The organism is Bradyrhizobium sp. AUGA SZCCT0182 (assembly GCF_018130185.1).
Lineage (GTDB): Bacteria > Pseudomonadota > Alphaproteobacteria > Rhizobiales > Xanthobacteraceae > Bradyrhizobium.
In genome coordinates this window covers 44,442-64,791 of sequence record NZ_JAFCLY010000051.1, presented here as the reverse complement: position 1 = coordinate 64,791, position 20,350 = coordinate 44,442, and the positions used below count along the sequence as shown (strand labels likewise).

At 62.7% G+C, this 20,350-nt stretch carries 20 protein-coding genes; 8 read left to right on the top strand and 12 right to left on the bottom strand.

What is annotated here, in order from left to right:
- The first annotated feature begins 407 nt into the window (after window positions 1–407).
- The gene (locus JQ611_RS35440) at window positions 408–1,241 is read left to right on the top strand and encodes a tetratricopeptide repeat protein (RefSeq protein ID WP_212468060.1); all 834 of its coding nucleotides are present in this window, start codon (window positions 408–410) and stop codon (window positions 1,239–1,241) included.
- A gap of 4 nt (window positions 1,242–1,245) precedes the next feature.
- Here the strand turns inward: JQ611_RS35440 and JQ611_RS35435 are convergent, their stop codons facing one another.
- On the bottom strand, window positions 1,246–1,950 hold the full coding sequence (locus JQ611_RS35435; RefSeq protein ID WP_212468059.1) for a hypothetical protein: 705 nt from the start codon (window positions 1,948–1,950) through the stop codon (window positions 1,246–1,248).
- A gap of 199 nt (window positions 1,951–2,149) precedes the next feature.
- Between JQ611_RS35435 and JQ611_RS35430 the strand changes: the two genes are divergently transcribed.
- Window positions 2,150–2,377, top strand: a complete 228-nt coding sequence (locus tag JQ611_RS35430) for a hypothetical protein (protein WP_212265217.1) — start codon at window positions 2,150–2,152, stop codon at window positions 2,375–2,377.
- 14 nt (window positions 2,378–2,391) lie between these two features.
- Here JQ611_RS35430 and JQ611_RS35425 read toward each other — a convergent pair whose 3' ends face one another.
- The 6 genes from JQ611_RS35425 to JQ611_RS35400 form a co-directional block, all read right to left on the bottom strand.
- Window positions 2,392–2,652 carry a DUF1488 domain-containing protein gene (locus JQ611_RS35425; protein WP_212265216.1) on the bottom strand — a complete coding sequence of 87 codons (261 nt, stop codon included), beginning with the start codon at window positions 2,650–2,652 and terminating at the stop codon, window positions 2,392–2,394.
- Window positions 2,653–2,857: 205 nt separating this feature from the next.
- Complete coding sequence (locus tag JQ611_RS35420) at window positions 2,858–4,726, bottom strand: TRAP transporter large permease subunit (protein ID WP_212265215.1); 1,869 nt, start codon at window positions 4,724–4,726, stop codon at window positions 2,858–2,860.
- Window positions 4,723–5,391 (bottom strand): TRAP transporter small permease subunit, encoded by a 669-nt coding sequence (locus JQ611_RS35415; protein ID WP_212265214.1) that lies wholly within the window; start codon window positions 5,389–5,391, stop codon window positions 4,723–4,725. The genes JQ611_RS35420 and JQ611_RS35415 overlap by 4 nt, the downstream gene beginning before the upstream one ends.
- Before the next feature lie 215 nt (window positions 5,392–5,606).
- A complete protein-coding gene (locus tag JQ611_RS35410; protein WP_212468058.1) occupies window positions 5,607–6,743 on the bottom strand; it encodes a TRAP transporter substrate-binding protein in 1,137 nt (378 codons plus the stop codon).
- 216 nt (window positions 6,744–6,959) lie between these two features.
- Window positions 6,960–7,973: an aldo/keto reductase gene (locus JQ611_RS35405; protein WP_212468057.1), complete on the bottom strand. Its 1,014-nt coding sequence runs from the start codon at window positions 7,971–7,973 to the stop codon at window positions 6,960–6,962.
- Between the two features lie 117 nt (window positions 7,974–8,090).
- On the bottom strand, window positions 8,091–8,519 hold the full coding sequence (locus tag JQ611_RS35400) for a PaaI family thioesterase (RefSeq protein ID WP_212265339.1): 429 nt from the start codon (window positions 8,517–8,519) through the stop codon (window positions 8,091–8,093).
- A 79-nt stretch (window positions 8,520–8,598) separates the two neighbouring features.
- On the opposite strand from JQ611_RS35400, the gene JQ611_RS35395 reads away from it, so the two are divergent.
- The 3 genes from JQ611_RS35395 to JQ611_RS35385 all read left to right on the top strand — a co-directional run bounded on the left by JQ611_RS35395 (window position 8,599) and on the right by JQ611_RS35385 (window position 11,584).
- On the top strand, window positions 8,599–9,228 hold the full coding sequence (locus JQ611_RS35395) for a CoA pyrophosphatase (RefSeq protein ID WP_212468056.1): 630 nt from the start codon (window positions 8,599–8,601) through the stop codon (window positions 9,226–9,228).
- Window positions 9,229–9,363: 135 nt separating this feature from the next.
- A complete protein-coding gene (locus tag JQ611_RS35390) occupies window positions 9,364–10,335 on the top strand; it encodes a tripartite tricarboxylate transporter substrate binding protein (protein ID WP_212468055.1) in 972 nt (323 codons plus the stop codon).
- Window positions 10,336–10,396: 61 nt separating this feature from the next.
- Window positions 10,397–11,584 (top strand): hypothetical protein, encoded by a 1,188-nt coding sequence (locus JQ611_RS35385; RefSeq protein ID WP_212468054.1) that lies wholly within the window; start codon window positions 10,397–10,399, stop codon window positions 11,582–11,584.
- 155 nt (window positions 11,585–11,739) lie between these two features.
- Here the strand turns inward: JQ611_RS35385 and JQ611_RS35380 are convergent, their stop codons facing one another.
- Window positions 11,740–12,045, bottom strand: coding sequence for a hypothetical protein (locus JQ611_RS35380; protein WP_212265208.1), 306 nt, complete (start codon window positions 12,043–12,045; stop codon window positions 11,740–11,742).
- A gap of 201 nt (window positions 12,046–12,246) precedes the next feature.
- Between JQ611_RS35380 and JQ611_RS35375 the strand changes: the two genes are divergently transcribed.
- Together JQ611_RS35375 and JQ611_RS35370 are read left to right on the top strand one after the other, a co-directional pair.
- Window positions 12,247–12,726, top strand: coding sequence for a hypothetical protein (locus JQ611_RS35375; RefSeq protein WP_212468053.1), 480 nt, complete (start codon window positions 12,247–12,249; stop codon window positions 12,724–12,726).
- Between the two features lie 93 nt (window positions 12,727–12,819).
- Window positions 12,820–13,422 carry a GNAT family N-acetyltransferase gene (locus JQ611_RS35370; protein ID WP_212468052.1) on the top strand — a complete coding sequence of 201 codons (603 nt, stop codon included), beginning with the start codon at window positions 12,820–12,822 and terminating at the stop codon, window positions 13,420–13,422.
- A gap of 32 nt (window positions 13,423–13,454) precedes the next feature.
- Here JQ611_RS35370 and JQ611_RS35365 read toward each other — a convergent pair whose 3' ends face one another.
- The 4 genes from JQ611_RS35365 to JQ611_RS35350 form a co-directional block, all read right to left on the bottom strand.
- The gene (locus JQ611_RS35365) at window positions 13,455–14,672 is read right to left on the bottom strand and encodes an EAL domain-containing protein (RefSeq protein ID WP_212386376.1); all 1,218 of its coding nucleotides are present in this window, start codon (window positions 14,670–14,672) and stop codon (window positions 13,455–13,457) included.
- 358 nt (window positions 14,673–15,030) lie between these two features.
- Window positions 15,031–16,038, bottom strand: a complete 1,008-nt coding sequence (locus JQ611_RS35360; RefSeq protein WP_212468051.1) for a tripartite tricarboxylate transporter substrate binding protein — start codon at window positions 16,036–16,038, stop codon at window positions 15,031–15,033.
- A 213-nt stretch (window positions 16,039–16,251) separates the two neighbouring features.
- Complete coding sequence (locus JQ611_RS35355) at window positions 16,252–17,226, bottom strand: TAXI family TRAP transporter solute-binding subunit (protein WP_212468050.1); 975 nt, start codon at window positions 17,224–17,226, stop codon at window positions 16,252–16,254.
- A gap of 43 nt (window positions 17,227–17,269) precedes the next feature.
- On the bottom strand, window positions 17,270–19,309 hold the full coding sequence (locus JQ611_RS35350) for a TRAP transporter fused permease subunit (protein WP_212468049.1): 2,040 nt from the start codon (window positions 19,307–19,309) through the stop codon (window positions 17,270–17,272).
- Between the two features lie 220 nt (window positions 19,310–19,529).
- On the opposite strand from JQ611_RS35350, the gene JQ611_RS35345 reads away from it, so the two are divergent.
- A complete protein-coding gene (locus JQ611_RS35345; protein WP_212265201.1) occupies window positions 19,530–20,333 on the top strand; it encodes an SDR family NAD(P)-dependent oxidoreductase in 804 nt (267 codons plus the stop codon).
- Window positions 20,334–20,350: the final 17 nt, after the last annotated feature.

Below are 20,350 nucleotides of genomic sequence, written 5' to 3'. Positions count from 1 at the left end.
CGAGGGACGACGGTGGCAATAGAGGCCGTCTCACCGGGGAGAGCGCGTTATAAGCCGTAAAGCCATTGCGCAGGGAAGGCCGGGTGTTCTCCGCTGCCCTGTATGCTCGTGTGCAGCCTACTTAGCACAATTCGCACACGAGACCGCGGGTGCAGCGCGCATCCGGTCTTCCCTGCGCCCTCTGGATTCGAGGGCGAGAACTTCAAGCAAGACTCGGGCGCATCGCGCCGCGAGAACGCGAATCTGCAACCTCATCGTTCTTTGACAATTGAATCAGAAATGGCAGTGTCGCCGCGGGCAAGACGACGGACCTGGGACCGGGCAATGCTGAACTTCCATTACTGCGTGCTCGGCGTGAGGCCGGGCAAAACCGCGATGCGGTGTTCGCACCTCGCACAGGCGATGCCGTGAGTGGCGGCCACAACAGTTCCCGGGCGCAGGCGCTTCAGCAAGCCTCACTGGCGCTGCAGATGCGGCAGTTCGGCCGGGCACAGCAACTTGCAGCCGAAATCCTCAAATCGAACCGCACCGACAGGAGCGCGGTGCTCATTTTGGCTCATGCCCTGATCAATCAGAATCGTGCGGGTGAGGCGATTGTGCCGCTCGAAAAAGCCGCTCGCCGCGGCAGCGATGCGGAAGTTGAAACACTGCTTGGCGCAGCCTTGTGTAGTTCGGAACGCTCGGCGGATGGGATCGAGCAATTGCGGCGCACCGCCGCGCGGCGTCCACCGTATTTGCCTGCCTTTCAGGAGCTCGCAGGTCAGCTTGCCAGGGCCGGCAAACTCAACGAGGCCATCAGGATCGTCGAGGAAGGCCTTTCGCTGGCGCCCGAGACCATCGACTTGAAGGTCGATCTGGGACGCCTGTTTCTGCAAAACCATGAGTCCTCAAAGGCTCGCACCATCCTGATGGTCGCTCATGACGCGGCTCCGGGACGTCCGGACATTTTGACGGAACTCGCGCTGGCCCTGCTCTATGAGCGAGACTACGCCGCAGCCGCCGATAAATTCCGCCACGCGCTCGGTCTGCGTCCAGAGGACGCCTTGGCCCGCGCCAACCTCGCCGCGTGCCTGCTGGAGATGGGCGACCGTGATGGCGCCGAGACGGCCTTGCGTGCCGTCATGCGCGGAAGACCCCACCTGCTTGGCCGCGCCGCCTACGTGCTTGCCGCTTCGTCTCACGGCCGCTTCTTCTTCCGCCCCAGCGCGGCGGCGAAATTCCTGGGTGGAGAATCGAACTGAGCGGCTACGCCCTGAATTGCCGCCTGTACAATCCGGACTCCCCTCGCATCGTGTCCCGGAATTCGCGAGCCTGCTGCGTCTCTTCCGGCGTGAACGACGAAGTTTCGCAAACCCAGCTTTCCCGCTTGACTGGAATGCACTGGGCTATGGGCGTGCCCTTCGGGAGGATGCCCCGGAAATTTGTGTCATGCCAGTGCGCCGGAAAATGTATCCAGGTGTCGGTATAACGGTCGCAATCGACCAGCCCGCTTAGCGTGGTGAATGGCAGATCAAAACGATTGACGGGATGTGTGAAGAACAGCGCATAGCCTTCCGGGGCCTCGATGGTCCACAGATTGTGGAATTTGATGATGAAGCGATCGGAATCGAAAAGCGGCGTGCCGGTAACCTGTCCCTTGTCGTGAAATCCGATCGGTGAACGGGGAAAATCCAGAGATCCCGGGGGGAGTTCGTTGTCCCAGGTGATCTGGCCGTTCTCGATCCTCAGGTCGCAGACCAGCGGGATCAGAAAGCCGCAGGTCATCGCATCGACGAAAGGCGGACACCGCTTTATCGTTTCCTCGTCGCGCAAGTTGATGTCGCTGAAGGCTTTTGCCGGCATCATCTTGAGCCAGTCGGGAACACCCTGGTTCGCCGCCACGGGCCGTGGCAGCTCTCCTTCAAGCTCTGCCGGACAGCGGAATCTAAGCGTCAGCTTATTGGTAGACATTGGGCTCTCCAGTCCAAACCTATGATTGATTAGGTAGAAATTGCCGTCAATTGAAGTTTCAGATCCGGCCCGCCAATGACTGTTCGCCCAACGATTGAGACCCGAGGCCGCGCAATCCTTAACCTCTATGGCGATCCTTCACACCAGGGTCGTATTGGAGTCACGTTGCCGCGCTACATGAGCGCCAACGGGAGTGCGCATGACCAAGATTTCGCCGAACAACTTCAATCCGGAACTGGTTTCAATGATGAGATCGGTGCTGGAACTGGCTTCCGCCCATGTCGACAGCACGTCGGGCAAGCCAGCCACGCCGGCAATCAAGGTGAAGATGGCGTCGCGCATCCTGGCAACCGCGGCGGCAGGCGTCACCGACGCCGGCCAATTGCAGTCGGCCGCGATCGAAGAAGGGCTGTGCCCGGCGGATTGAGGCCGCACCTTCCTTTAGAAGTTTGCCACCCCGAGATCGTAAGAGCCGCGGCTGCCGCGCACGTAAACGCGGGCGGCTGCGGCGCAGATCTTGTCGCGGTTGGCGTCGAACGCGTTCAGAAAGCCCGATTCATCGAGCGGCACGTCCGGCTGGATTCGCGCCAGCGCCTCCTCGTTGACATAGAACGAGGCCTCGATCGCGCTGTCGTAGCCCCAAAACCGCACGGCGCGCCTTGTGTGGTCATAGCTTCGGCTATGGTTCGGAAAATCGATCATCGTGCTCACCAATGGCCGTGACGCCGGCCCCAATAGCTCCCGCCACCAAACAGCAGCACCACGACGATAACAAACAGGACCGGTTCAAAACCCAGGATCGGTTCCATCGGAATCCTCCGCTGGTTTGCGGCTGCGGTGACCGCAGGAGACAACGGCCCATTGAGGCCGTTGTTCCCGCTAACCCTGGAACCCGCGTCCCCCGGCCTTAGCCGCCGTACAGATATTTCGGCAGCCACAGCGTCATGCCCGGCCACATATACATGATGACCATGCAGATGATCACGATGAACATGTAAGGCATCATGCCGGAAAAGATCTGGTTCAGCGTGACGTGTTTGGGCGCGACGCCTTTCAGGTAGAACGCCGACATCGCCACCGGCGGCGACAGGAAGGCGGCCTGCAGGTTCACGAACACCAGCACGCCCCACAGGATCGGATCGACGCTGAAGTGCTTCAGCATCGGCAGGAAGATCGGCACGAAGATCACGATGATCTCGGTCCATTCCAGCGGCCAGCCCAGCACGAAGATGATCGCCTGCGACAGGATCATGAACTGGACCGGTGTCAGGTTGAGCGACAGCACCCAGCTCTCCAGCAGCGCCTGGCCGCCGAGTATAGCGAACACCGCCGAGAACAGCGCCGAGCCGACGAACAGCCAGCACACCATCGACGTGGTCTTGAGGGTGAGGAACACCGCCTCCTTGGTCTTTTTCCAGTTCAGCGTGCGGGCATGGAACGCCAGCAGGAAGGCGCCGGCGGCGCCTACCGCCGCCGATTCCGTGGCGGTCGTGATGCCGAACAGGATCACGGCGAGCACGACCACGGTCAGCAGGCCAAGCGGCATCACCGAGGTAATCAACAGCCGCAGCACCTCGAACTGTTCGGCCTCCATGATCGCGTAATAGTAGAACAGCAGCAGCAGCAGGACGGCGGCCGTGAACCCGAAATACAGATAGAAGCCTTCCGGCGGACCGGACGCCGATGGCGGAGCGGCGGTTTCGCTCTGCAGATTACCCATCTGCTGCAGCACTTCCGGCTCGCCCTTTTTGGCCGCGCCGGACTGCTGGACCGAGCTGCCCAGTTCCTGAAGCTTTTCCTCGACCGGCTCGCTGCTCGGCGCGCCCTGTCCGAGCGGGGTCGGAGCCTCGCTGCGCTCGATGGCGGTGGGCGCGTCCGGCTGCTGGTGGATCACGACGTACCACCAGATGCCCCACAGGGTGCCGAGCGTCATGACCAGCGGGACCAGCACGAACGACAGGCTCTTGAGGATCGTGCCGTAGCCGAGCCGCGCGCCATCCACCGTGATGGCAAGGGCCCGCGACGGGGCCACAGTCGCGGCCAGCAATGCCGGCAGCATCTTGCGGGAATAGAGCTGCTGGATCTGCGTCACCCACGGCCGCACCGGCACCCGGGTTTCGCTCTCCGGCAGCTTCGGCGCGATTTTGGGGTTAATCAGCGCCCAGCCGATGATGTAGACGAGGTAGAGGAACGCCAGGAAGAAACTCGGAAACATCGCCGCGGCGTACAGCTTCACCACCGACTGCCCGGCGACCGCCGCATAGACGATGATCATGACCGAGGGCGGGATCAGGATACCGAGCGTGCCGCCGGCGGTGATGACGCCGGAGGCGAGTTTCACGTCATAGCCGGCCTTGAGCATCGGGTTGAAGGCGATGACGCCCATCAGCACCACGACGGCGCCGACGAGGCCGGAGGCAATGCCCCAGAAGGTGCAGACGATCAACGAGGCGACCGCGAGCGCCGCCGGCACGCGCCGGAACGCCAGCTGGATCGCGTAGAACATCTTGTCCACCAGCGCGCCGCGTTCCATCACGTAGCCCATCAGGACGAACAGCGGGATGGAAATCAGGACGTCATTGGTCATCGCGCCATAGGTGCGCTGGACCATCAGGTCGAAGATGTGGTTGTCGGCCCAGGATTCGCCGGCGCGGTAATAGGCGAAGAAGCCGAAGAACATGCCGAGCCCCATCAGCGTGAACGCCGTGGGGAAACCCATGATGATGACGACGACGATGAGTCCGAGCATCAAAAGCCCGAGTGCCGGATCGCTCATCGCTGCACGTCCCCGCCCAAGCCGCGCTGGCGCGCGCTCTCCTCGATGTTCTGCGCATGCTCGATCGCGCTTCGGCGCGCTTCGTCGTCGACATGCTCGCTCAGCGCCAGTTGCTCCTCGACGACGTCGATTTCGCTGACATCCTTGAGGCGGCTCGGCCACACGCCGGTCTTGAGGCAGATGACGCAGCGCGCGATTTCAGCGGACCCTTGCAGCAACAGCAATATGCCCGCCAGCGGGATCATCGCCTTGAAATGATAGACCGGCGGTCCGTCCGCGGTCACGTTGGAGTGCTCGTTGATGCGCCACGACAGCGCGGCATAGTCCCAGCCCGCATAGGCCAGCGCCGCGATCCCGGGCAGGAAAAACACGATGTAAAGCACCAGATCGAGCCCGGCCTGGGTGCGCGGCCGCATCGAGGAGTAGAGAAAGTCGCCGCGGACATGGGCGTTCTGCGCCAGCGTATAAGCGCCGCCGAGCATGAACGCCGCGCCGTACATCATGTTCGACGCATCGAAGATCCATGCGGTCGGCATGTTCAGGATGTAGCGCTTGAAAACCTCGGCGCAGACGAGAAGCATCAAGGCCATCACCAGCCAGGCGGCCGCCTTGCCGGCAAAGGTGCTGATACCGTCGATGGTATGCAGAAAACGGTCGCTGTTCATGAAATCTGGACTGCTTGGTACGGGCTGCTCAATAAAGGGCTGCTACTTGGCACAGGAATGAACCGGGCGAAGCCGGGCGTAATGGCCGACCTGAGATCCGGCGCCGCGTCGGAGCGCGTTCGCGTCGTGAATGCGCAGGCGATGGCCAGCCGACGATACAAGACCCCGCCCGGGATTGCCATCCCGGACGGGGTCTGTTGGTCGATTCTATTGCCTCAGGTCCGCTTCTTGGCGTTGGGTCCGAAGTAGTGGTTATACGCCATCCGGCGGTTCACCACGGTGTCCTGCTCCCACTGCGTCGCGCGCTTGGCGAACGCCAGCTGGGACGCCACGATCTCCTTGAACAGCGGATTTTCCGCCGACTTTTTCTCGACGACCTGATCGTAGACATCGAGCTGCGCCTGCAGCACCGAGTCGGGGGTCTTGTAGAACTTGACGTTATCCTTGGTCTGCATCTCGGCGTAGTCTTTCGAATACCGGTCGATCGCCTTCCAGGCCATGTCCTGTCCGGCCGCTTCGGCGGCGTTGTCGAGGATCGCGCGGATCTTCGCCGGCAGCGCGTCGTACTTGTCCTTGTTGAACATGATCTCGAACTGCTCGGCATTCTGGTGGAAGCTCTGCAGCATGCAGATCTTGGACACGTCGGGGAAGCCGAGGACGCGGTCCGACGTGGCGTTGTTGAATTCGGCGGCATCGAGCAGGCCGCGGTCGAGCGCGGCGACGATTTCACCGCCGGGCAAGGCGTTGACCGCAGCGCCCATGCCGCTGAACACGTCGATCGAAATGCCGACGGTCCGGAACTTGATACCCTTCAGGTCGTCGGCCTTGGTGACCGGCTTCTTGAACCAGCCGAGCGGCTGGGTCGGCATCGGCCCATAAGGGAATGAGACGACGTTGGCGCCGATCGAGCTGTACAGCTTGGCCAGAAGCTCCTTGCCGCCGCCGTACTTGTGCCAGGCCAGCAGCATGTTGGCGTCCATCGCATAGCCGGGACCGGAGCCCCACAGCGCGAGCGCGTTCTGCTTGCCGTAATGATAGGCGAGCACGCCGTGTCCACCGTCGAGCGTACCCTTCGAGACCGCCTCGAGCAGGCCGAAGGCGGGCACCACGGCGCCGGCCGGCAGAACCTCGATCTTGAGATCGCCGCCGGTCATGTCGTTGACCTTCTTGGCGTAGTCGAGCGCGTACTCGTGGAAAATGTCCTTGGCCGGCCAGGTGCTTTGGAAGCGCATGCTGGTCGCGCCTTGCGCGTTTACGACGCTGGGGGCTGCGACCGTTGCTGCAGCGCCCGCGGCGGCCACTTTCAGGAAGCGGCGGCGGCTGGAAGTGGTGTCTTTTTTGGATGTCGTCATGATTTCCTCCCCGTTTTGACGGCGATCCAACCAAGGATGCGCCCCTTATTATTGGAAGGGAGACAAAGGCTTGCGCAGGTGTTTGGCAAGAATGTTCGGGAAGATGCGACGCTTCGACGCGGCAGATGGTGAACAACGTCGATGGCGGCTTCCGGATTTATTCCGAAGGCGCTGAATTAAATTTTTGCAGGCGACGATGCCGTATGCGACTTTCGTTTAAGTCGCCGTGCGCGCGCGCCGTCCCTCGATCGGATAGGCGGGATCGTTGAACCCCGGTGTGGATGGATGCCCGCTCGCGACCAGCCGGTCGATCAGCGCCTCGTCCTCCGCCGTGAAGCGATAGTCGAGCGCCTTCAGGTAATCGTCCCACTGCTCCTCGGTGCGGGGACCGGCGATCACGGCGGACACGAATGACGAGTTCAGCACCCATGACACCGCGAACTGCCCGGCGGTGATGCCGCGGGCTTCGGCGTGCTCCTTGATTTGCTGCGCGAGCTGCAGCGATTCCGGCCGCCATTCGGTCTGCATCATGCGCTTGTCGTTGCGGCCGGCGCGGCTGTCCTTGTCGGGCGCCGTATCGGGCAGGTACTTACCGGTCAGCACGCCGCGCGCCAAGGGGCTATAGGGCACGATGCCGAGGCCGTAATAGCCGCAGGCCGGGAAGTGCTCGACCTCCGGCATCCGGTTCATGGCGTTGTAATAGGGCTGGCTGACGACCGGGCGGTCGATGCCGTTGCGGTCGCAGATGTTGCAGATCTCGGCGACGCGCCAGGCGCGGTAGTTCGAAACGCCGAAATAGCGAATCTTGCCCTGCCGCATCAGGTCACCCATCGCGCGCACGGTCTCTTCCAACGGCGTCGCGTGATCTTCCTTATGCAGATAGTAGATGTCGATATAGTCGGTGCCGAGCCGCTTCAAACTCTCTTCCGCCGCCCGCAACACCCAGCGCCGCGACAGCCCGCCGCAATTGGGATCGTCGCCGATCTGATTGGCGAGCTTTGTTGCGAGCACCCAGCTGTGCCTGACGTTGGCAATGGCGCGGCCGACCACTTGCTCGGACTTGCCGCCATTATAGGCGTCGGCGCTGTCGATGAAATTGATGCCGGCCTCGCGTGCCTTCGCCACGATCCGCGACGACGTCGCCTCGTCGGTCGGCCCGCCGAACATCATGGTGCCCAGGCAGATCGGCGAAATCTTCAGGCCGCTGCGGCCGAGTTGACGATATTGCATCGGGCGGGGCTCCTTCTGGTGGGCCGTCGTCATTGCGAGCGCAGCGAAGCAATCCATAGCCGCAGACAAGAAAGGTGGATTGCTTCGTCGCTTCGTTCCTCGCAATGACAGAATGGGCTACGTATCATTCTTCAATATCTTAAACACGCCCGACGCCATCGCGATACAGCGCTTGTCGACGGTGACTTCGGTGGTGATGAAAATCAGGCTGCGGGTCGCGCGCACCACGTGCGGTTTGGAGATCAACACCTCGCCTATCTTGCCGGATTCGACGAAATGCGTGTCGAGCTGCACGGTCGCCAGCGTCGGCTTGCCAGAGACGTGTCGCGCGGTGATGCCGCAGGTGCGGTCGGCGAAGGTCATCAGCACGCCGCCCTGCACCAGGCCGCGGCGGTTGTGGTGCTTGTCCTCGGTGATCAGCGCGAATTCAAGCTCGCCGTCGACGAGCCTTTCCCATAACGGCCCGATCAGATGCATGAAGCCGGTCGTTTCGACGATTTTCCAGCCATCGGATTTGAGCTTCTCCGTGGCGGCCCTGGTCGTCATCTGATGCATTCCGTTTCCTGCAGGCGGTCATGTCTCGACAGTCATTTCATCAAACGCGGGAGTATTGTAGTCAAGCGTCATGGCCCGTTCATTTGATGATGCCACCCGGCGAAATATCGCAGAGCTCGTTGCAGCTTTCTCGCGGGCGACGGCGGATGAGCCAGAGCCTGCGCTGAAGCGGGCCGCCGTGGTCATCGCGCTCACCGAAAGCGAGAATGGTGCGGAGGCGGCGTTTCTGCTGACGCGGCGTGCCGCGGGCCTGCGCTCGCATTCGGCCCAATGGGCGCTGCCGGGCGGACGCTGCGATCCCGGCGAGACGCAAGTCCAGTCGGCGTTGCGCGAGCTTCATGAAGAGCTCGGCCTGGCGCTCGGAGAGGGCGATGTGCTGGGCCTGCTCGACGACTATCCGACGAGGTCCGGCTATCTGATCACGCCGGTCGTGGTGTGGGTAAGCACAAAGGCCGCGCCGATGCCGAACCCGGCGGAGGTGGCTTCCGTGCATCGCATCGCGCTTGACGAGATCGAGCAGCAAGACGCGTTCAGCTTCACCAAAATTCCCGAAAGCACGCGCCGCGTGATCCGCTTTCGCCTCGCCGGCCAACACATCCACGCGCCGACGGCGGCGCTGATCTATCAATTCCGTGAAGTGCTGGCGGGCCGCAATACCCGCGTGGCCGAACTGGAACAGCCGGTGTTCGCCTGGAAATAGGGCTCCTTGAGTCCGTCATTGCGACCCGTTGGCTCGCAATGACGATGGGTAGGGTCGTCCGGAACGCGGGTTGCGGATGTCGGCTGTTTCAGCGACCATACGCCAACAAGAACAATGATCCCAAGGGAGTGCTGAATGCGCGGTAACGCTTTGGCCGTCATCATCGCCGTCGGTTTCGCCGCCAGCCTCAACAGCGCGCAAGCTCAAAACTATCCGACGCGAGCGATCACGCTGGTGATTCCGTTCGCACCTGGTGGTTCGACCTCGATCGTCGGCCGTGGCATCGCTGACAAGATGAGCGAACTGCTCGGCGAGAAGGTCGTGGTCGACAATCGTCCCGGCGCCGGCGGCACGATCGGCACCAAGGCCGTCGCCAAGAGCGATCCCGATGGCTACACGCTGGTGCTGGGCTATACCGGCACGCTGGCGATCGGGCCGTCGCTCTACAAGAGCGCCGGCTACGATCCGCGCAAGGATTTCGCGCCGATCGGCCTGATCGGCAATGCGCCGAATTCGCTGGTGGTGCATCCGTCGTTTCCGGCCAAGACCGTCGCCGAACTGATCGCGCACGCCAAGGCCAATCCCGGCAAGGTCAATTTCGGCTCGGCCGGCGCCGGCACGGTCAGTCACATCACCGGCGAATATTTCGCCCGCACCGCCGGGATCACGCTGGTGCATATTCCCTACAAGGGAACCGGTCCGGCGCTGACCGACCTGTTGGGCGGCCATATCCCGATGGCGTTCGCGCCGATCCCGGCCTCGCACCCCAACGTCTCGGCCGGCAAACTGCGCGCCCTCGCGGTGACCAGCACGACCCGCTCCAGCTTGTTGCCGGACGTGCCGACGATGGCGGAAGCGGGCGTGGCCGGCTTCGATGCGTCGCTGTATTACGGCCTCGCGGCGCCTGCCGGCACGCCGCGGCCCATCATCGACAAGCTCAACAAGGTGCTGCGCGACGCGCTTGGCTCCGACGAGGTCAAGAGGCAATTGGCCAATGACGGCACCGAGATCACACCCGGCACGCCGGAGGATTACGCCGATTTCATCGACAAGGATGAAAAGAAGTGGTCGCAATTGATCAAGACCAGCGGTGTCGAGCAGGAGTGAGCGGCACGGCGCTGCGCCGTTTCGGGGCTGACTTGAGCCCGACACTTGCTACAACAAGGCGATGCGCCTGCAATTGATTCGCCTCTATTTTTGCCTTGTCGCGCTCGCGCTTCCCGCGGGCGCGCCGCTGGCTTTGACCATGGACGCGCTGCCGGCCTCAACGGCGGATGCGATGGCGCAGGCGGCCTCGCCGCAGGCGATCGCGGAATATCGCCGCAAGTTGAAAGAGTATCAGGCCGCGCGCGCCGCATTCGAGCAGGAAGCCGAACCCTACTGGACCGCGATTGCCGAAAAACGGCGCGGCCGCAACGCCAAGCGGCGCGAGCGCCAGGCGATCACGCTCGATGATTATGTGCTGACGCAACCGCCGCTTTACGACGGGCCGAAGCGGCCGGTGGATCCGGAGCCCGACGACAAGCCCCGCGAGCGCAAGCCGCTTCCGGTGGTCGCCGATTTCCTGCAAGCCGCCGCGGCGCATTTCCAGTTTACGCCGCAGCGGCCGGCCAGCGAGGTCGAGTTCAAGCGCGCCTATGGCCGCGTCGCATTGGCTTCCGGCCTGACGCGCGAGCAGATCGTGCGGGTCTATTCGTTCGAGACCGGCGGCAACGGCAATCACGACATGCAATCCGGATTGAGTTCCTCGCGCCCGGGCTCGCGCGCGATCTCGACGGCGGTTGGCTACAACCAGTTGCTCACCACCAACACCGTCTCGCTGCTCGCCGAACAGGGGCATGACATCGTCAAGGCGTTGACGGAAAAGGCCTCCGGCCTGTCAGGACCGGCGCGCAAGGCGATGGACCACAAGCTGGCGGTGTTGAAGCGGATGGTGGCGTTCGCGCGCTCGGTGCCGGTGCAATGGTCGGAGCACGAAAAGCTCGCCAACACGCCGCAGGGCTGGGGGGTCCACGCCATGGTGCTGGACATCGACGTCGGCCCGCTGCTGCAGACCCACAAGCTGCTGACCTCGGTGCTGTTCGCGCGCGCCAAGGGCTATACCAGACCGCTCAGCGCCGCCGAACTCGAGATGATGAACCTGACCGGCGACAGCACCGGTCTCGACATGGTGACGATGCCGCAGGCGATGCGCGAGCAGGTGCCGACCTCGAATTTCTTCCAGCGCGGTGGCTACGAGCGCAACCCGGTCGCGATCCGCCACAACACGGTGGCAAAACTGCTTGCGATCACCGACGAGCGGATGGACGTCAACAGCAGCAAGCCAGGTGCGAAGGAACTGGCGGCGGCGTTTTAGTAAAGCTTGCGGTGTCGTCCCGGCGAAGACCGGGACCCATACGCCGAGTCCCATCGTTGGGCAGTGGCGTTAGATACCTTGCTTGAATTACTGGTGCCGCGGAGTATGGGTCCCGGCTCAAGGCCGGGACGACAAGCGGTCGTTAAACACGCCCCTCAATTCGCGCCGAACTTGAACTTGCCGTCGTCTTCGAGGTAGGGGCCGGTCCGCATGTAAAGCTGGCCGTTCTCGCCGACGAAGAACAGCGTGCCCTTCGGCACTTTCTTGGCGCCCTTCAGCAGCGTGCCGGCATTGCTGGTGCCCAACTTGTACGCAAGCGTCTTGCCGTCCTTGCCGTAGGCATAGCCCATGTCGGACTTCAGTTCCCAGGGCGTCGGTGCGGCGGCCTGTGCGAATGCTGACGACGTCAGCACGCTGAGCGCGGCCGCGATCAAAAAGGTTTTGGTTGAAATTCTCGTCATCGTCATCCCTCCCAGCGGCCAAATTGGCTTCCGTCCCATCTCATTGAACAAATCACGAACGTCATTATTCCGTCAATGGTACCTTTGCCGCATCACGCCTTCTCTGCGACTTTGTGATTTCCCGCCTTCGACTTCGCGACTATGTTCCGGTTTCCGGTTACACACGCGCTATTGCCAGAAACGTTTATAGGGATGATTCGGATGAACCTCGTCGTGAAGATCGGTTTTGGTGTTGCGCTGTCGTTCATGACGCTGGCCCCCGCGGTCCAGGCCGACGAATTCAAGCTCAGCAACAACCAGCGGATTGCCTGCAGCCGCGGCCTGAGCCCCGGCAAGCTCAACACCGCGACCTGCAGATCGTACGCGTATGTCTTCAACATCAAGACCTCGGAATATTTCCGCTGCCAGGTCACGCTGGCGCTGACGCGCGACAACAAGGAAGTCATCAACGTGCAGGCCGATGGCAACTGCGCCAAGAAGCCCCGCATCTTCGAGACCGATTCGAACTATTCGTTCGACGCCACCGAAACCGAACCGCCGAACACCAACTCGTTCTTCGGACCCGGCGGCTATGCGGTGTGGGCCAGCGACAACAATGCGCGCAAGGTGCGCGGCTGCATCATCATCTCGTCCGGCCTCGGCTCCGACATCTCGAAATGTCTCGACATGAAGTTCGATTGATGGGCGGCGGGCGTGACAGCCGCCCCCTCCGCGCCGGGCTCGCCACCACCGCCCTGGCCGTTTCCTGAACGGCTTCCGTTTGAGGGGCGCGCGGTGTCCCTCGAACCGCTTCGCGTCGGACACGCGGACGAACTCTGGCGCGCCGCGCAGGGCGCCGACGCGTCCTTTGCCTATTTGCGTTACGGGCCGTTCGCGCAGCAGTGCGACTTGCTGGCGCTGGTCACCGAATTGGCCGGGCGGGCGGATCAGCCGTTCTGGGTGGTGCGGCCCAACAGCAGCGGCGTGGCTCAAGGCTGGCTATCGCTGTGCGATATCTACCCGGCCGAGGGGGCGATCGAAATCGGGGCGATCTGGTTTTCGCCGCGGCTGCAGCGAACCCGGGCCGCGACCGAAGCGATCTTTCTCCTGATGCAATATGCGATGGAGGAATTGCAGTACCAGCGGCTGGTCTGGCGCTGCAACGCGGCAAACCAGGCGTCGCTGAACGCGGCGGCGCGCTACGGTTTTACGCCGGAGGGGACATGGCGTGGCTCGGCCCTCAGCAAGGGGCGTCGCTGCGACGTGGCGTGGCACTCGATCATCGCCGCCGAATGGCCGTCGCGCCGCGCCGCCATCGCCGCGTGGCTCGCGGACGGGAATTTCGATGAACATGGCCGCGCGCGCATGCGGCTGGTTCATCCGTGGGCCAGTTCTTGATGAAGTTCGGCTGAGTCGGGCCGAACGATCCCTCACGGCTTTTGCCCGGAGGGGGATGGCAGCACGGGGGGCGAGCGGGCAAATTTCTTGACCCCGAGCGGCTTGCTGAACAGATAGCCCTGGACCAGATCGAAGCCCATGTCATGCGCGGCGAGAAAATCGGTGCGGGTTTCGACCCCCTGGGCGATGGCGCGCGCACCATGGTCCTGCGCCAGCTCGACGATGTGGCGGCATACCGTCTGCTTCAAGCGGTCATCCGCGCAGCCGGTGACAAACTGATGATCGACTTTCAGCTCGACGAATGGAAAGTTCCGGAGCCCCAAGAGCGCCGGCCATTCCGGGCCGACATTGTCGACGGCAATCGCGATATTATGCAGGCGCACCTGTCTGGCGACGTCGATCACGAGATCCAGATTGTCCATCACCTCGGCGCTGTCGATCTCGATGATCAAACCGCCGAATGCGGGATGGTCGGGCATTCCGAGACACAGGTCGCGCACCGTCTCGCGGCCCCTTAAAAACGAAACCGGCAGGTTGATCGAGAGATCCACCGGACCTTGCTGCTCCAGAAGGTAATGCCAATCCTCGATCGCGCGGCCGATCACGAACTCGGACAGCGCGCGATAATGCGGATCCTTGTCGTCCGGAATGAAATACGCCGGTGGAACGACCCCCCAGGCGGGGTGTCGCATCCGCACCAGCGCCTCCGCGCCGCTCGGAACCAGGGTGCGCGCGTTGATCTTTTGCTGATACCACAATTCGAGCCACCCGGCCTTCAGCGCCTCGGCCACGTCCACCGCCGGGCTCGGCGCCGGTTCGGTGGGCAGCAGTGAAGCGACGCTGGCCCGCAACGTTCCGGCGCTGAAGGGCGTCGGCAGCGAGGGCAGCATCGCGATATCGTATTCCTCGGCAATTTGCCGAACCGCCTTTACCATAATCGAGTCCGGTGGACCGATGATGAGCACCTTGCCGCCGAAATTCTTCCGGACGAGAACTTCGAGAATTTCGCCGACCTCGGTCCCGTTGACGGACACGCCGAGCACGACGAGGTCAGGCTGTTGTGCGTCAAGCACTCCCGACAATTCGCTTGCACAAGCGCATGCGCTGGTGATGAAGCCGAGCTCCTCGAGCGCGTCAGAGAGGAACAGCCGCAGGTGTTTCTTGGCGTCGGCCACGCAGGCGCGGGGCATCACCCTTCGCAGTCCGAAGCCACCGGTGCGCGCATGCGCGTTAGCATTGATCAGATTCATTCCGTCCCCCTGCACAGATATCGACGCTAGTCGTACATCCGCGCAGCGGCGCTAATCATGGAGTTTTAGGGACGCGGTGATGAATGCGCGGGTAAGGTTAAAGCCGCCAATGAAATTAGAATTGTAACGAAAGCGGCAAGTCATCTGGCTGTAACATGGCAACTCGGAAGCCCGATGGAGACCCATCCGTTTGTCGTTGCCGTCGTGGCGTGCGCTATGAACGGATGCGTGCATTTGTGCGCTGTTTCATTGCTGGACGCGCGTTAACGCCTGTGGTCGCTTGTCGGCGCGACCACAGTTTATGTTCGCGCCGAACACAAGAATCGCTTCGACGCGCGGCGTCAGCTGAACGCGATAGTCACTCCGGCTTGATGCCGGCGAACTTGGCCACCTTGCCCCACTTCTCGGTTTCCGCCAGCACGTAAGCTTGCATGTCCGCGGGCGACCCGCCGGCAGGCTCGGCGCCGAGCTTGCGCAGCCGCGCGATGCCGTCGTCGGTCTTGAGAAACTTGTCGACGCTGGCGTTGAGCCTGTCGATGATCTCCTTCGACGTCTTGGCCGGCGCACCGATGGTGAACCAGGATGCCGCCTCGTAACCGGGTACGCCGGCTTCCGCGATCGTCGGCAGATCCGGCAGGCCCGGCCAGCGCCTGGCAGAGGAGACCGCCAGTGGGCGGATCGAGTTGGATTCGGCGAACGGCTGCGAGGCCGGCAAATTGTCGATCGTCAGTTGCACGCGGCCGGCGATCAGGTCGGTCAGCGCCGGTGCGCTGCCCTTGTACGGCACATGGGTCATCTCGACGCCGGTCATCGACTTGAACAATTCGGTCGAGACATGCGCGGTGCTGCCGAGCCCCGGCGTGCCGTAGAACAACTCGCCCGGCTTCGATTTGGCATAGGCGATCAGCTCCGCGACCGATTTCACCGGCAGCGAATTGGTGACCGAACAAAGATTGGGTACCCGCGCGATGATGATGACCGGAGCGATATCCCTGGCCTGGTCGTAGTTCATGTTCTTGAACACGAACTGGTTGATGGCGTGTGTGCCCGGCGTTCCCACCACGAAGGTGTAACCGTCGGGCTCGGCCTTCGCGACGAATTCAGCCGCGATGTTGCCGCCGGCGCCGGTCTTGTTTTCGACGATGAATTGCTGGCCGAATTCCTCCGAGACTTTTGCCGCGACCACGCGCGCCAGGATGTCGGTGGTGCCGCCGGCCGCGAACGGCACGACCAGTTTGACCGGCCGTGTCGGCCATTGATCGGCGCCCGCCCGGCGCGGCAACAGCGACATACCGCCAAAGGCAGCCGCGCCGGTCAGCACAGCGCGGCGGTTGAGGCGGTGCGGATGAATAATCTTCGAAGTCATGTCGGTCCCTCCAAAATTTCGGCGGACCGTATTTGTTAATCGGCGCGACCACCACCCCCGTCGGCGTCATGCCTCGGGGTCTCCGGCATCATGGCGCAAAACCCGATCAGGGCGACGTCAGCGACCGCAGCGAGAAGCAGCAAGCTCAAAGAAATGACCGCGGCCCTTGGCAGGCCGCGGTCAAATGCAATCAAGCAATTGCAGGCTGCCGGCTTAGCCGCCGATGCCTTTTTCCTTGAAATACTTCAGCGCACCGGGATGGAACGGGATCGGCGAGCGGTCCTGCACCTGGTTGTCGAGCGAGAAGCTCTCGGCTTCCTTGTGCACGGCAACGATGTCGGCCTTCTTCTCCACCAGCGTCTTGACGATCGTGTAGGCATCGTCGTTGCTCATCTTGTCGCCGGTCACGATCAGGTTCCAGACCTCGGTAATGGAATTGTCCTTGTCGTAGCCGGGATAGGAGCCCGCCTTGATCTTGCTTGACGTGTAGAGCTTGCCGTATTTGGCGTTCATCTTCTCGGCGAGATCGCCGTGGTCGACCAGCTTCATCTTCAAGCCTGGCGTTGCCGCGAGATCGGTCACCGCCGCGGTCGGGATGCCGCCGACCCAGAAGAACGCGTCGATCTTGCGGTCCTTGATGGCGTTGACGGATTCGGCAACGCCGAGCCGCTCGCGCTTCATGTCCTTGTCCTTGTCGAGACCGGCGGCTTCGATGACGCGGAACGCCATCACTTCGGTCGCGCCGCCCGGAGAACCCGTCGAGACGCGCTTGCCCTTGAGATCGGCCATGGTCGTGATGCCGGTACCTTCGACGGTCACCACATGCATGCGGTTCGGATAGACCACGAGCAGCGCCTGCAGCGGCACCTTGCCACTCTTGAACTTGTCCTGGCCCTGCAGCGCGTCGAGCGCGGCATCGGCCATGGTGAAGCCCATCTCGCTCTGCCCGGTGCCGATCAGCTTGAGATTGTCGATCGAGCCGCCGGTGACCTCGGCCGTGGCCTGCACGTTGGGAAGGGTCTTTGACAGCACGTTGGCGACGGCGCCGCCAAGCGGATAGTAGACGCCGCCGGTTCCGCCGGTGCCGATCGACATCGTTTTCTGCTGGGCGTGGACGATGCCGGCGAAGGCGAGTCCGGCCGCAACAGTCACAGCCAGCACGGCCACGGTCTTTTTCATTATTTTCATCTCAATTACTCCCTTGACCTTATCCTTGACGTTATTCTTGGACTTAAGTTGTAAGCGCCGGTCGTTTCGGCGACCGCGTTCTCGACTGCCACAGCAACACGCCGAAGCCGATGATCAGCCCGGGCACGTAAGTGTAGCTGATATCACGGCCGATCATCCATTCGACGATCGCCTCGATCAAACTCGGAAATACCAGCAGCAATCCGGATAGCAGAAGCAGGCCTCCCTCGACCCGCGTATTTTGTCGCAGCGCCCAGTTCTGGGCAACTGAGGCCAGCGCCAGCAGTCCCAGGGTGGTCTTGATCGTGATTTCGAGGATGTCGAGCCATGATCCGCCCTTGGGGATCGAGAGCAGCAATCCGACGCCCTGCGGATCGAGCACGAACACGAACGGCACCAGGAAAGCCGGCAAGGTGTATTTCCAGGACTGCAGCGTGGTCTTGTAGGGATCGCCGCCGGTGATTGCAGCCGCCGCGAACGGCGACAGCGCGGTTGGTGGCGATACCTCCGACAGCACGGCGTAATAGAAGATGAACATGTGCGCGGCGTAATCGGGCACGCCGAGTTTGATCAGCGCCGGTGCGGCGATCACGGCGCAGATGATGTAGGAGGCGGTCACCGGCACCGCGAGACCGATGATCCACACGATCAGCGAGGTGTAGATCGCCGTCAGCAGCAGGCTGCCGCCGGCATAGCTGATCACGATCGCCGAGAATTTGAGACCGAGGCCGGTCAGCGTCACGATGCCGACCACGATGCCGGCGCAGGCGCAGGTGGTCGCCGCGTTCAGCGCGCCGGTCGAGCCTTCAGCCAGCGCCTTGACCAGTTTGCTCGGCACCAGTGCGGTTTCCTTGCGCAGGAAGCTCAGCGCGAAGGTTACGACGATGGCGTAGAACACCGACAGCGACGGCGAATAGCCGATCACCATGAATACGACCACCGCGAGCAGCGAGATGAAATGAAAGCCATAGCGCCGGGTCATCTGGCCGAGCGACATCTCCGGCGTGAAGTTGACGTCCTTGGCGCCGAATTTTTTTGCGTCCAGTTCGACCATGAACAGCAGCGACATGTAATAGAGACAGGTCGGAATCGTCGCCATCCAGATCACGTCGAGATAGCTGATCTTGAGAAACTCGGCGATCAGGAACGCCGCGGCGCCGAGCACCGGCGGCGACAGGATGGCGCCGAGGCCGCCGGCCGCCAGCAAACCGCCGGCGGCGTTTTTCTCAAAGCCGGCCTTGGCCAGCATCGGGGAGGCCACGGTGCCGATCATCACGGTGGTGGCGACGCCGGATCCGGAGGGGCCGCCGAGCAGGAACGAGGACAGCACGACGGTTCTGCCGGCGCTGTTCGCCTTGCCGCCCATCAGCGCCAGCGAGAAATCGATGAAGAACTTGCCGGCACCGGATTGCGCCAGGAACGCGCCATAGATCGTGAACAGGATGATCAGGGTCGCCGACACGTCGACCGCGACACCGAAAATACCTTCCAGGGTGATGAAGAGATGACCGACCAGCCGGGGCAGATCGTAGCCGCGATGGGTCCATGGCGCCGGCAGATGCGGTCCAAGCATCGCATAGGCGATGAACAATACGGCCACGACGGGCATGATCAGCCCGGTGGTGCGCCGCGTCGCCTCCAGCACGAGCACGATGAAGACGACGCCGACGATGACGTCCCAGCGGTCGGGCGAGGTGGCGCGGTCGGTAAAGTCCTCGCCGCCCCAGAGTGCATAGACGATGGTCGCGACCGCAAAGATTCCCGGCACCACGTCCCACCAGCGCACCCGGTTGCGAAACCGCGTCGCCAGCGGAAACAGCAGGAAGCTCAGCACCAGCGTGAAGGCGACGTGGGTGTAGCGGAGCTCCTGGGTCGGAACGATCGCGTAGGCCGCATAGAGGTGGAACAGACTCATCACCACCGCAATGGTGGTCGAGATCCGCCCCGCCCATCCCATCAGGCGGTTGGCCGCGCCTTCCTCGGCCTCGATGAACAATTCAGCCTTATGCAACGCTTCGTCGGAAACGGCGATGACGTCGTCATTGGGCAAAGAATTGCCTGGTGGTTGACCCTGTGCGGCCATGCTTCCCCCGGAGCGCATTGATATCTCCCGGCTGGATCGCCGGGGCCTTTAACGGCGGCGCATTCATGCCGGTTTGGGGAGGCGTTGCAAGGGCATAAATCGAGAGATTTTGGGATGGTTACATCCATGCGAGGGTTGCATCGGCCGCCACGCGCTGGATGGGTTGACCGCGGGCACATGCCCGTTCAACTTCCCGTCCAAATCAAGGGGAGAGAAGTCGATGGAACGGCTCAAGGGCAAGACGGCGATGGTGGTCGGCGCGGGTTCGATCGGGCCCGGCTGGGGCAACGGCAAGGCGACCGCGGTGACTTTTGCTCGCGAGGGTGCGCAGGTGTTCTGCGTCGATCGCAACGCGGCGGCGGCCGAAGAGACCGTGAAGATCATCACGGGCGAGGGCGGCAAGGCGGCGGCCTTCACCGCCGACGTCTCGCGCGCCGCCGAAGTCGAGGCGATGGTGGCGGCGTGCCTGAAGACCTATGGCCGTATCGATGTGCTCGACAACAATGTCGGCATTGCCGAAATGGGCAGCGTGGTCGAGACGACGGAATCCGAATGGGACCGCGTGTTCGCGGTCAATCTCAAGAGCGCCTTCCTCGCCATGAAGCACGTTATTCCGGTGATGCAGAAGCAGGGCGGCGGCTCGATCATCAATATTTCGTCGATCGCCTCGATCCGTCACGTCGGCATTTCCTACGTCTCCTATGGGGCGTCGAAGGCGGCGATGAACCAGATGACGCGCACCACGGCGGTGCAGTTCGCAGCCGATCATGTCCGGGTGAACTGCATTCTGCCGGGCTTGATGAAAACGCCGATGGTCGAGCACTCCGCAGGGCTTGCGGCGAGTTATGCCAAGGGCGATGTCGAGGCGATGTGGCGGGCTAGGGATTCGCAAGTGCCGATGGGGCACATGGGCGACGCCTGGGATGTCGCCAATGCGGCGCTGTTTTTGGCTTCCGACGAATCCCGCTACGTCACCGGGCTCGAACTCGTGGTCGATGGCGGGATGACGGCGAGGTCCGCATAAGCCAAGCGCGGGTTCGG